This is a genomic window from Rhodoferax sp. PAMC 29310 (genome assembly GCF_017948265.1).
GTDB lineage: Bacteria > Pseudomonadota > Gammaproteobacteria > Burkholderiales > Burkholderiaceae_C > Rhodoferax.
Genome location: NZ_CP072852.1, coordinates 2,539,513 through 2,551,677, shown reverse-complemented (window position 1 = coordinate 2,551,677; position 12,165 = coordinate 2,539,513). Strand labels below are relative to the sequence as shown.

The 12,165-nt window shown below is 56.1% G+C and carries 12 protein-coding genes; 7 read left to right on the top strand and 5 right to left on the bottom strand.

The window, feature by feature from the left end:
• Window positions 1-4: 4 nt before the first annotated feature.
• The 4 genes from J8G15_RS11715 to J8G15_RS11700 form a co-directional block, all read right to left on the bottom strand.
• Window positions 5-877: a transglutaminase family protein gene (locus J8G15_RS11715; protein WP_210542187.1), complete on the bottom strand. Its 873-nt coding sequence runs from the start codon at window positions 875-877 to the stop codon at window positions 5-7.
• Between the two features lie 161 nt (window positions 878-1,038).
• Window positions 1,039-1,698 carry a TetR/AcrR family transcriptional regulator gene (locus J8G15_RS11710; protein WP_210542185.1) on the bottom strand — a complete coding sequence of 220 codons (660 nt, stop codon included), beginning with the start codon at window positions 1,696-1,698 and terminating at the stop codon, window positions 1,039-1,041.
• Window positions 1,699-1,709: 11 nt separating this feature from the next.
• On the bottom strand, window positions 1,710-2,945 hold the full coding sequence (locus J8G15_RS11705; RefSeq protein ID WP_210542183.1) for a patatin-like phospholipase family protein: 1,236 nt from the start codon (window positions 2,943-2,945) through the stop codon (window positions 1,710-1,712).
• Between the two features lie 169 nt (window positions 2,946-3,114).
• Window positions 3,115-3,738, bottom strand: coding sequence for a phasin family protein (locus tag J8G15_RS11700; RefSeq protein ID WP_210542181.1), 624 nt, complete (start codon window positions 3,736-3,738; stop codon window positions 3,115-3,117).
• Between the two features lie 214 nt (window positions 3,739-3,952).
• On the opposite strand from J8G15_RS11700, the gene J8G15_RS11695 reads away from it, so the two are divergent.
• Window positions 3,953-5,950 (top strand): SDR family oxidoreductase, encoded by a 1,998-nt coding sequence (locus J8G15_RS11695; RefSeq protein ID WP_210542180.1) that lies wholly within the window; start codon window positions 3,953-3,955, stop codon window positions 5,948-5,950.
• A gap of 106 nt (window positions 5,951-6,056) precedes the next feature.
• Here J8G15_RS11695 and J8G15_RS11690 read toward each other — a convergent pair whose 3' ends face one another.
• Window positions 6,057-6,368 carry an H-NS family nucleoid-associated regulatory protein gene (locus J8G15_RS11690; RefSeq protein ID WP_210542177.1) on the bottom strand — a complete coding sequence of 104 codons (312 nt, stop codon included), beginning with the start codon at window positions 6,366-6,368 and terminating at the stop codon, window positions 6,057-6,059.
• A gap of 312 nt (window positions 6,369-6,680) precedes the next feature.
• Here J8G15_RS11690 and argB point away from each other — a divergent pair, with 312 nt between their 5' ends.
• From argB to J8G15_RS11660, 6 genes are all read left to right on the top strand, one after another.
• The gene (argB, locus tag J8G15_RS11685) at window positions 6,681-7,571 is read left to right on the top strand and encodes an acetylglutamate kinase (RefSeq protein ID WP_210542176.1); all 891 of its coding nucleotides are present in this window, start codon (window positions 6,681-6,683) and stop codon (window positions 7,569-7,571) included.
• 4 nt (window positions 7,572-7,575) lie between these two features.
• Window positions 7,576-8,262 carry a response regulator transcription factor gene (locus J8G15_RS11680; protein ID WP_210542174.1) on the top strand — a complete coding sequence of 229 codons (687 nt, stop codon included), beginning with the start codon at window positions 7,576-7,578 and terminating at the stop codon, window positions 8,260-8,262.
• Window positions 8,263-8,274: 12 nt separating this feature from the next.
• Complete coding sequence (locus J8G15_RS11675; protein ID WP_240538254.1) at window positions 8,275-9,732, top strand: sensor histidine kinase; 1,458 nt, start codon at window positions 8,275-8,277, stop codon at window positions 9,730-9,732.
• A gap of 61 nt (window positions 9,733-9,793) precedes the next feature.
• Window positions 9,794-10,483, top strand: a complete 690-nt coding sequence (gene slmA / locus J8G15_RS11670; protein WP_210542172.1) for a nucleoid occlusion factor SlmA — start codon at window positions 9,794-9,796, stop codon at window positions 10,481-10,483.
• Window positions 10,484-10,486: 3 nt separating this feature from the next.
• A complete protein-coding gene (locus tag J8G15_RS11665; RefSeq protein WP_210542171.1) occupies window positions 10,487-11,335 on the top strand; it encodes a fumarylacetoacetate hydrolase family protein in 849 nt (282 codons plus the stop codon).
• A gap of 111 nt (window positions 11,336-11,446) precedes the next feature.
• Window positions 11,447-12,160: a TetR/AcrR family transcriptional regulator gene (locus J8G15_RS11660; protein ID WP_210542169.1), complete on the top strand. Its 714-nt coding sequence runs from the start codon at window positions 11,447-11,449 to the stop codon at window positions 12,158-12,160.
• Window positions 12,161-12,165 lie beyond the last annotated feature (5 nt).

Sequence of the window (12,165 nt, the reverse complement as noted above, 5' to 3'; positions counted from 1 at the left end):
CCCGCTATCTCAACTGCTCCGGGCTCAGGTTGACCTCATCGGCCCAGACGTTGAAGCGTTGAAGCGTGTTGGAGCCAAAGGTGTTGGTGAGCGCCACATCGCAAGCGTCTCTGCCGCGAGCCATCAGGACCCTGCCAATGCGGGGCGTGTTGTTGCGCGGATCAAAGGTGTACCACCGATCGCCGAGGTAGGCTTCGAACCAGCCGGCAAAATCCATGGGGCCCGGCACCGCCGGGATGCGAATGTCACCGAGATAGCCCGTGCAATACCGGGCCGGAATGTTCAAGCTGCGGCAAAGGGCTATTCCAAGGTGCGCAAAGTCGCGACAAACGCCTTGCCGCTCGTTGAAAGCCTCAAGGGCCGATCGTGTTCGACGTGCATGGTGGTAGCCAAACTCAATGTGCTGGTTCACGAAGTCGCAAACAGCTTGAACACGTTCCCCGCCAGTCGGCCCGTTGCCAAACTGCGCCCACGCAAAGTCTGACAAGTGGTCGGTTTCGCAATAGCGGCTGCCCAACAAAAAGGTCAGGGCCGATTCGGGAAGGTATTCCACCGGCGTCTGGGGCACGCCAAACGCAGGCGTGTCCACCAGTCCTGGGTCTCTGAGTAGCGCAGTGGTGCTGATGACGAACCGCCCCGCGGGCGCGACCAAGCGGCTGCACCAATTGCCAAAGGGGTCTCGGTAGGCCGACATGGGCACGCTGGGTGTGGTGTGCAACTGGTCGGGTTGCACGAGGTCGGAGGCGCGTGAGTAATGAATGTTCAGCGCCAGCAACATGGGCGTCGGGCGGGGGCATTCATATTCCATTTCGAAGCCGACGCGCAGATGGAGCGCAGGATTCAGGGGTTGGCCTTGTAACGGCTGAGAGAGGGTCATGTGCCGGGCTCCTTAAACCATGCAGGTGGTGCCCAATGAAGGGATGTCAGCCCAGTCTATACCCATTGTTTTAAAACGGCGGTTCTTTCATGGGTCAGGGCGAGGTGCTTCAAGCCTTGCTCCGCCACTTGTGCCCCTCGCGTTAGCGTGGCGGCAGAGCGCTAAGAGGCGCTGTTGTAGGCCTCAACCAGCTGGAGCAGGTGGCTGCGCTGACTTTGTTCCAGGTAGGGCGCCAAGAGATTCAACACGTGGTGCGCGCCGCGCAGCAAGGCCAATTGGACGTTCTCTGCTTCCAATGCATGGCGAGGGTCCCGCACATATTCATAGCTGAGCCAGTAGGTCAGCACCACCACCATGCTGGTAGCGGTGGATTCGATTTCACGGGAGTCAATCTGAATAGCGCCAGACCGGCTCATGCCGCCCAGCATGGCCTTCACTGCACGGGTCTTGTTTTTCAGGATCAGCTGGAAGTGAGTTTCCAGGCGCCGGTTTTTGCTAAGCAAGTCATTCAGGTCGCGGTACAGGAAGCGGGACTGCCAGATGATTTCAAACAGCGTGTGCATGAAGAACCATGCGTCCTCAACATTGCGCACGTCTTCACCTGCATTGAGCAACTCGTTCAATGCTTGTTCATGCCGGTCAAACAAGGAGTTGATGAGCTCGTCCTTGGCCGGGTAGTGGTAGTAGAGGTTGCCAGGGCTGATGCCTAGTTCAGCCGAAATCAGGGTGGTGGAGACATTGGGCTCGCCAAACCGGTTGAACAGTGCGAGCGTGACCTCCAGAATCCGCTCTGCTGTCCTGCGCGGTGCCTTTTTTACCATGTCTCTCCCTTTCAATGCGCTGCTGATCTGACCACGTGGCTCAGGTCGTCCATGATTTCCTGCAGGCTGGCAATTGACCGCCCGATCCGGGTCGGTGATTGTGCCGGCGCACTCAGGTGCCGCTTGGGATCGTCCAGTGCCTGATGGTGCAGGGTAATGCCATGCTGCCACAGTTTGGCGGAAAGCCCGGTCTTGCGTGATCGCAACATATGCCGGGTTTGTTGATAGGCGTGTTCAGCCAACTCGCGGCGACGCGAATAACTGAAGGTATTCGCCAGGTAAAGCTCAGGGTCTCTTTGGTCGGGTTCAAACAGGATGATGTCTGTGTTGGGAAACAGATGCTCATACTGCTTCATGCCAAGCACCATTCGCGAATGGATCATGGAGCGAAAAGTCTGGCTGAGAACGGCTGGCAAGCCTCCGTCAACGATTCTCGGGATGTGGTGCTTCTCAGCAGGCAATCCACGTTGCATGACTTTGGCCACTTTGGGGGCTGTCGCATCAAAGGGGACCAGCGGGTTCAGGCACAGCATCAGGTCCACGCAGTCGTCCAGCGCGACGGAGGCGTGCATGGTCTTGATCAGAGCGCCATCCACAAAGTAGCTGTCCTCTATCTCTACAGGTGGGAACAAGCCGGGAAGTGCAGAGCTGGCTTGAACCGCCTGCGATATAGGAATGTGGTCCCAGCCCGGGCGGCCAAAAGGAATCGCCTCGCCGCTGTCCAGATTGGTGGCAACCAAAGTGAGTTGGGTCTTGAGTTTGCGAAAGTCGTTGGTGCGGCCATTTTTTGAGAACAGCCGGGTCAATTCAGAGTGAATTCGGGCGTTCGAGAAAATGCCGGTTGGCAGCATCGGGCCCAAGCGTTCCAGCGCGTGAGTCAGCGATTGGCCCCTGGCGCCAAGGTGCCATAAAGACGATAGCAACAGGCCCGGCACCATGATGGCCCGCCGCGCAAATTCGCCATAAGCCGGGGTCATCAACCATGATGGGTCAAAGCTGTCCTCGGACTCCGCGCCGTTCTCAATGAACAGGGCACACAGCTGCCGGGGTGTGAACCCGTTGGCAAGTCCGGCTGCGATAAAGCCGCCGGCCGACACGCCGACATAGTGCTGCAATTTGGTGAAGTCAATGCCGTTGAGAGACTCTTCCAGCGCGCACAAGGCCCCAATTTCATAAATAGCCCCCATGGGGCCTCCGCCTGACAAGGCCAGGCCAATTTTGGGTGACGATGGTGCGTTGTGAGTCATGAGGGGAAAGTGTAGGCTGGATCAGTCCAATCATTGCTGCGATGCAATAGCGATTGGATCGAGCGGCGATACCGGGGTGTCAGGTTGCAAAACCCAACACCACGTGCCGCCTGGATGCTGTCAAAACCACGGCCTCTGCGGCTGTAAGGGGCCGTGGCCGTGGTCGGTCTCAGGTTGCTGCAGGCTCGTTTGATGCCGATGCTGGCGCCACGACTGCTTTTACCGACTTACGGGCGGGAGCCCGCTTTGCAGCAGGTTTAGCGGCCGCCCGGACAGGCGCTTTGGCGGCGGTTTTTGGGGCCGCTTTAACCGGCTTTTTTGCTGCGGCCTTGGCGGGTGCCTTAACTGGTGTCGGCGTCGCCACCTTGGCTACGGGCTTGTGCGACAGCTTTTGAACGCTCTTGTTCAAGTCCTCAATGCGTTCGATCAGCGCTGCGACATCTTTGGAAGAGGGCACGCCCAGCTTATTCAATGCTTTGGCGACACGCTCTTCAAAAATGCTTTCCAGCTTGTCCCATTGGCCTGTTGCTTTATTGGTAATGCCACTGGCCATGCTGGTCATCTTGTTGGTGGCGTCAGAAATTCGCTCTTCCGCGGCCGATTGTGTTTTGCGTTGCAAGCTCACGCCTTCTTTGACCAAGACGTCAAATGCTTTGGTGCCTTCTGCCTGAGCCCGGCTGAATGCGCCCAAACCCGCTTGCCATATTTGTTGCGCCGAGTCTTTAACCGACCCGGTCAACGGGGCATTGGTTTTCTTGGCGGTAGTTGTTTTTTTTTCCAGTTTTTTGACCATCAGGTCCTCCATTCAAAATTTGTTTGCACACCATCTGCGCTTGCATTGACGAGCGCAGCATGCCAGATAAACCCCACTTTAAAGCCTCTGTCCGAAGAGGTGTAGGTGAATCCTCCTAATTTTTGAGCGCGTTTGTCAGCACCATCGCGGGTTAATGCTGACGACATGCGGCCATCATTTCGGCAAGAATGAAGGTCTATATTTTGGGGGATACATGCAGTACTTTGTCACCGGAGCCACTGGGTTCATTGGGAAAAGATTGGTCAAGAAGCTGCTGGAGCGCAAAGGGTCCGTGGTTCATTTTTTGATTCGCAAAGAAAGTGAATCCAAAGTGGCCGGGCTGCGTCAGTTCTGGGGCGCCAGTGCGGCGCGAGTTATTCCTGTCTTTGGTGACCTGACAGCGAAGAAACTCGGAGTTTCCAGCGAGGCAGCAAAGAAACTCAAAGGCCAAATTGATCATTTCTATCATTTGGCGGCGGTTTACGACATGGAGGCGGATGAAGCCAGCCAGGTTGCCGTCAATATTGAGGGCACGCGAAACACCGTCGAGTTAGCCAAAGCGATTGATGCCGGTCACTTTCACCATGTAAGTTCGATTGCCGCGGCCGGGCTGTACGAAGGTGTATTCCGCGAGGATATGTTTGAGGAGGCCGAGAACATCGACCACCCTTATTTCATGACCAAGCACGAAAGCGAAAAAATCGTGCGCAAGGAATGCAAGGTTCCCTGGTCGGTGTATCGCCCCGCCATGGTGGTTGGGGACAGCACCACGGGTGAAATGGACAAGGTGGACGGGCCTTATTATTTCTTTAAGCTGATTCAACGTATGCGCCAGTTGTTGCCGCCGTGGATGCCTTCGGTGGGGCTGGAGGGGGGACGCATCAATATTGTGCCGGTCGATTTTGTGGTCAATGCGTTGGCGCTCATCAGCCACCAGGCCAATATCGACAAGCGTTGTTATCACTTGGTAGACCCAGAGGGTTATCGTGTGGGCGACGTGTTGGATATTTTCAGCAAGGCCGCTCACGCGCCGAAGATGAACCTGTTCGTCAACGCTGCCTTGTTGGGCTTCATTCCCCGCAGCGTCACCAAAGGTTTGATGGCGCTGGCGCCGGTGCGCCGGGTGCGCAATGCGATCATGAAGGACTTGGGCCTGCCTGAGGACATGCTAACCTTTGTCAACTACCCCACCCGCTTTGACTGCCGAGACACTTTGACAGCGCTCAAAGGATCGGGTGTGGCGTGCCCCAACCTGAAGGACTATGCGTGGCGCCTGTGGGACTACTGGGAGCGTCACCTTGACCCGGACCTTCACATTGATCGCTCCCTGCGCGGCACCGTAGCCGGTAAAGTGGTCCTGATCACGGGGGGCTCCTCCGGCATTGGTCTGGCAACTGCGCATAAATTTGCAGAAGCCGGGGCGATCACCATCATTTGTGGTCGGGATCAGGACAAGCTGGACGAAGCGTGCAAGGAGGCCAAAGACAAGGGCTATAGCTTCGTGGCGTACTCGGCAGATATCGCTGACATGGTTGATTGCGACCGTTTTGTGAAACTGCTGGCAGATGAGCACGGCGGCGTTGACTTCCTGATCAACAACGCGGGACGATCAATCCGACGCGCTATTGAGGCCAGCTATGACCGCTTTCATGACTACGAGCGCACCATGCAGCTCAATTACTTCGGTTGTTTGCGTGTGACCATGGGATTTTTGCCCGGCATGGTGGCCAAGAAAAAGGGGCATGTCGTCAACATCAGCTCCATTGGAGTGTTGACTAATGCACCGCGTTTTAGTGCCTATGTTGCCTCTAAAGCCGCTTTGGATGCGTGGACGCGTTGTGCCTCCAGTGAGTTTGCTGATCAAGGTATTTCCTTCACCACCATCAATATGCCATTGGTGCGCACTCCGATGATTGCGCCTACCGGCCTGTACAACAACGTGCCTACTTTGTCGCCAGAAGAGGCGGCTGACATGATTGCCCAGGCCTGCATCTTTAAGCCCGTGCGTGTGGCAACCCGATTGGGCATTACTGGACAGGTCTTGCATGCCATGTTGCCAAGGGTCGCTCAAATCGCGATGAATACCAGCTTCCGCATGTTTCCAGACTCGTCGGCCGCCAAAGGTAGCAAGCCGGGTGACAAACCGGCCAAACAACAGTTATCTGCAGAGGCGATTGCCATGCAACAGATGATGCGAGGAATCCATTTTTAATCCACATCTATAGGATTGCAATTAAAAAGGCCCTGGGGTTTAATCCCCAAGGCCTTTTTGTTGAAACATCACTGGCAAGACGTCTCTTGCGGTGATGAGTACTTAATTAGTCCTTGATGGCGAACTCTTCGCGGGTTCTACCTTGTGCAACCAGTGCAGATAACCAGCGAGGCATCAAGCCACGACCGCTCCATGTTTCACCATTTGGGCCGCGAAACTTGGCGACTGCGGGCTTGCTGGAGGTCGACGCTTTGCGACCGCGACCTTTAATGGCTTCCAGATCTTTGAGCGTGATGCCAAAAGCTGTCATTTTGGTCAGAATGTCTTGCACAGTTTTATCAAACTCTTGTGCGCGGATTTCATTGGCCTGTTTTTGCAGCAGGTCAATCTGGTTTTGAATTTCTATCAAACTATTCATGGTAGACACCGTTATTTTAAGAACACTCCCTGATCGAGTTTTCTATTAAAAGAATTTTTTTAATTTGACGGATTATAAAGTCGAGATGATTGGTGAATGAATTTATTATTTTTTGACGGGGCTTTGTCGAAACATTTAGTTAGATCTATTTAATTCGCAGTAGGTAAAAAAGTCCGCTGCTACGAAATGAAAAGGAGTCTTTATGTGCCAGGCGGTTTCTACCGTGGCCCTCGTGGGGCGGGATTTCCCGCCCCACGAGGGCCTGACATGCGGCACAATTTACGCTTCCATTAGCTGCCCCTGCGAATAAACATGACCGACATCAGTTACATCCCGCCCCGAGATAAGGCCGAAATCCTGTCCCAAGCGCTTCCTTACATTCGCAAATTCCATGGGAAAACCATGGTAATTAAATACGGCGGTAACGCCATGACCGATCCTGCTTTGCAGGCCGATTTTGCCGAAGACGTGGTGCTACTCAAGTTGGTTGGTATCAATCCTGTGGTAGTGCATGGCGGTGGGCCTCAAATTGAAATGGCGCTGAAGCGATTGGGCAAACAAGGTGAATTTGTGCAGGGCATGCGGGTGACTGATGCTGAAACCATGGAGGTCGTGGAGTGGGTTCTGGCTGGTGAAGTGCAGCAAGACATTGTGGGTTTGATCAATCAGGCAGGCGGCAAGGCCGTGGGTTTGACGGGGCGCGATGGGGCCATGATTCGGGCTCGGAAGTTGCGATTGATTGACAGCCTGGACCCCTCCAAGGAGCACGATGTAGGTCAGGTCGGCGAAATCGTCAGCATTGACCCCAGCGTCGTGAAAGCCTTGCAGGACGATGCATTTATTCCGGTCATCAGCCCGATTGGCTTTGGCGAAAACAATGAGAGTTACAACATCAATGCCGATGTGGTGGCGGCCAAGCTGGCCACCGTCTTGCAGGCTGAGAAGCTGATGATGCTGACGAATATCAAGGGGGTGTTGGATAAGTCGGGCGAACTGCTGGTAGATTTGACAGCGCGCCAGATTGACGAGTTGTTTGCAGACGGCACGATCAGCGGCGGCATGTTGCCCAAGATCAGTGGTGCATTGGATGCCGCCAAAAGTGGCGTGAACGCGGTGCACATCATTGACGGTCGGGTGCCACATGCCTTGTTGCTTGAGATTCTGACGGATCAAGCTTTTGGCACCATGATTCGTTCGCACTGACGCCATGCGACTCCTTCTGGTTGAAGATGACCTCATGGTGGCCAGCGGCATCAAGCTGGGCCTCACTGACGCGGGCTACGCCGTTGACTGGCTTAGCAATGCGGAGCGGGCTCTTGAGGTGACGGCGAGTGAGTCGTTTGATATCGCGATACTGGATTTGGGATTGCCGGGCATGAATGGCCTGGCGCTGACGCAGCAACTGCGAAAGAACGGGCACACCATGCCGGTCATGATTCTGACCGCACGAGATGCACTGCATGACTGCGTGCAGGGCCTCGATATTGGGGCAGATGACTACATGATCAAGCCCTTTGAGTTGCCGGAGTTGTTGGCGAGATTGCGGGCTTTGCTGCGTCGCTCCCAGGCAGCTACCTCATCGGTGCTGAGCTTCGGTCCGCTGGAAATGGACACCTCCACCAGGGTGGCTTGTATTCAGCCTGAGGGATTGATTCTTGAGCTGGGCCCGCGCGAGTGGACGGTGATGGAGTATTTGTTGATTAACGCCCCCAAGCCGGCGAATAAAGACAAGCTGCTGCAGGCCTTGACGGGGTGGGACAAGGAAATCACACCCAACGCTGTTGAGGTCTATATCTCGCGACTGAGAGGCAAGCTTGAGCCTCACGGCATCGCATTGCGCTCCATTCGCGGCTTTGGATATCGCCTGGAGATGGCGACGGAGCTGGGCGACTAGGCCCTTGCACGGATGCAGTGGGCCCATCTGTTCAGCGGTTTGCAACGCCGGTTGTTGCTACTGCTGCTGGTGCCGCTGTGCATATTGGCCATCGTGAGTACGTGGTTTGACTACCGATCAGCCAGAAATGTCGCCCTGAAGCAGGATGAGCAGTTACTTGAGTTACTCCCGCTGGTTGCTGATTCCGTGCTGGCCACCGGTAACTCGCCGGACGATCCCCCTGTCATGCTCACCGCCCCCTCAGTTGAGGAGTTTTTAAAGTCACAAGACGGGCCTTCTGCATTCGCGGTGGCGACCTTGGGTGGCAAGGTGCTGTTGGGCGAGCCTTGGTTGTCCATCAGTACACCAGAAGAGACAGAACCGTTGTTTCGAAGCTGGGAAAACGGGGGGGTGACCTTTCGTATCGTGTACCAACGCGTTCAAACCTCGGCGGGCGAGCTCGTGGTCAGTCTGGCCGACGGTTCTGATCCTCGACAGCAATGGGTACAGCTTGTCTTGGTGAAGGTGCTCTTGCCCAACCTGGTGATGATGGTGCTGGCCGTTTTCGCCGTGAATTTCGCAGTCAAGCGTGCATTGCGCCCGTTGATGGACCTGCGGGACGCAGTTGAGCACCGGTCTCCGCGCGATTTGAGTCCCATGGACGAGCAGGCCTCCCCGGAAGAAGTGCGTCCGCTGGTTCGCTCCCTCAACCGGCTGTTTGAATTGGTGACGGCGCAGGCCGAAAGTCAGCGTCGCTTTGTGGCCGATGCGGCGCATCAGCTGCGCACCCCTTTGGCGGGTTTGCAGTCCCAGATTGAAGCCTGGGCACAGGCTGTCAACATTCCTGCCGCAGCGATGGCCTGGCGAGAAAAGTATGAGCCAAATCAGGGTCTTCCCCCCGTCCATGCATCGGAAAATGCTATTTATTTGAGAGCGGATCAACTTAACCATTTGCGAGATGCTGCCCGTCGCACTTCGCAACTGGCGAATCAGCTGCTGGCTTTGTCGCGGGCCGATGCGCGCAGCTTGAGCGCCCAGCCCTTGGAGCGCGTGGATCTCAAGGCCTTGTGCGAAACCATGCTGGAAGTCCACCTGGATGCTGCGAGCGCGAAGTCCATTGATCTGGGTCTGGATGCAAGCGCCGTCTACGTGTCTGGTCAAGAGTGGCTCTTGCGCGAACTGCTGAGCAACCTCGTTGACAACGCCTTGAAATACACCCCAGCGGGTGGTGCTGTCACCATCCGTTGCCACCGGTCGGGCGACATGGGCGGCGCCTTGCTGGAAGTTGAAGATGATGGCCCGGGTATTCCCATAGAGGAACGCAGCCATGTGCTAGAGCGCTTTTACCGGGTGCAGGGCACATTGAGCGAAGGCAACGGACTCGGCTTGGCCATTGCGGACGAAATTGCCCGCGCGCACCATGGTCAACTGATCGTGAGCGAGGGGGCGGGCGGTGCAGGGGCGCGGATTACCCTTGTTTTTCCGCGTTGACCCCCGCGAAAACCCTTGGATTCGCTATGAGAGAATCAATTCTCACCACCGCTTCTTGCTCATGCCCGACGTTGAATTAACCGCCCCCATTGCTGCTCCGCTTGACCCTGCCGAGTCTGAGTCTTTGACCTTGCCCGTCACGCGCAAGCGCCCCAAGCCGGGTGAGCGGCGGACTCAGATTCTGCAGGCCCTGGCAACCATGCTGGAGCAGCCCGGCGCTGAGCGCATCACGACAGCTTCCTTGGCGGCTCGGCTGGAGGTTAGCGAGGCAGCGCTTTACCGCCACTTTGCCAGCAAAGCCCAAATGTTTGAGGGGCTGATCGACTTCATCGAGCAAAGTGTGTTCACCCTCGTCAATCAAATTGCTCAACGGGAGACCGATGCACGTGCGCACGACGGCCCCGTTGATTCGGGTGTTCGCCAAGCGAGCCAGATTGTGCGAATGGTGATTCAATTCGCCGAGAAAAACCCAGGCATGACCCGCGTGATGGTGGGGGATGCCCTGGTGTTTGAAAACGAGCGCTTGCAGCAACGTATGAATCAGTTTTTTGACAAGCTGGAGTCCACCCTCAAGCAGTTGTTTCGTCCTGCTGCCACCCAAAGTGGCTCACCCACTCCCACGGTCGACGCGAACGTTAGGGCGTCCATATCGATGGCGTTTCTGACGGGGCGGCTGCAGCGCTTTACACGCTCCGGCTTCAAGCGACTGCCTTCCGAATTCCTTGATGAGAGCCTGGAGCTCCTGATATAAATCATGAAATTGCTGCGCTATGGCCCTGTGGGCAAAGAAAAACCGGGTTTGCTGGACGATGCCGGTGTGTTGCGTGATCTCAGCGCCATCGTGCCTGACATCAACGCTGAGGTTTTGAGTGACACGGGGTTAGCCAAACTTCGCAAGCTAGATCCGGCAACCTTGCCCCGTGTCAAAGGCACGCCGCGCATGGGCTGCCCGGTGGCAGGCATTGGAAAATTCATTGCCATTGGTCTGAACTACTCTGACCATGCGGCTGAAACCGGTTCGCCTATTCCTAAAGAGCCGATCGTTTTCATGAAGGCCATTTCATGTATTCAAGGGCCGAACGACCCGGTGATGCTGCCCAAGGGTTCGCAAAAAACCGACTGGGAAGTCGAGTTGGGCGTGGTGATCGGTACGCGTGCGCGCTATGTGACCCAAAAAGAAGCCCTGTTCCACGTGGCGGGTTATTGCCTGGTCAACGACATCAGCGAGCGCGAGTACCAGTTGGAGCGTGGTCCGCAATGGGACAAGGGAAAAGGCTGCGACACCTTTGGCCCCATCGGGCCTTGGTTGGTGACGCGTGACGACATCGCCAATCCGCAGAAATTGAATGCGTGGCTGGACCTCAATGGCCAGCGTCGCCAGACGGGCAACACCAAAACCATGATTTTTGGGGTGGCGAAGATCGTGAGCTATCTCAGCCAATTCATGACGCTCATGCCTGGCGATGTGATCACTACTGGCACCCCCCCCGGCGTGGGCTTGGGCATGACGCCACCGATGTACCTGAAAAAGGGCGATTTCATGGCCTTGGGGATTGACGGGCTGGGTGAGCAGCGTCAAAGCGTGGTGCCTTTTAAACGCTGATATCTAAGTACAAACCCTTGTTTCTCTTAGAAGGACGACCCTAGATAGGCCAAATTCAAGACATGTTTGGCCGACATGGTGCAAAATAGAACGATCGTTCTTTTATTTACCATGTCTACTATTGATTCTTCTCGCTCCACTGCCCGCACCGGCAGCCGCCCGGCTACCGGTGGGGCTCGCGCCCTGCAAAAAGGGCAGCAAACCAAGCAGGCCATTGTGGATGCTGCCTTGGGCTTGGCGGGTCAAATTGGGCTGGAAGGTTTGAGTATTGGCGCTTTGGCTGAAGTCACCCAGATGAGCAAGTCCGGTGTCTTTGCCCATTTTGGGTCACGCGAAGAGTTGCAGATCTCGGTAATTCGCGAGTACTACGCCCGTTTTGCTGACGAAGTTTTTTTCCCCGCCATGGATCAACCCCGTGGTTTGCCGCGTGTGCACGCGCTGTTCTCCAATTGGATGACGCGTGTGGCCGTTGAGATTCAGTCTGGCTGCATTTTCATCAGCGGCGCTGTGGAGTTTGATGACCGTCCCGGCCCCGTTCGCGACGCCTTGGCCAGCTCCGTCAAAACCTGGCTGAGCGCCATGTACCGGGCGGTCGTGCAAGCCAAAGCCGAAGGCCACCTGAACGCCGACGCCGACGAAGAGCAAATGGCGTTTGAAATTCACGGCTTGATTCTCGCAGCCCATTACGAGGCCCGATTTTTGAAAAACCCGGGCGCGACCGGACGCGCCGAAACCGGGTTCAAGAACATTCTTGCGCGCTACGGCAAGCCGGCCCCGGCACCGTCGTCGCCCATCCCATCGTCCCCATCTCATACCAAGGAGTAATTCGC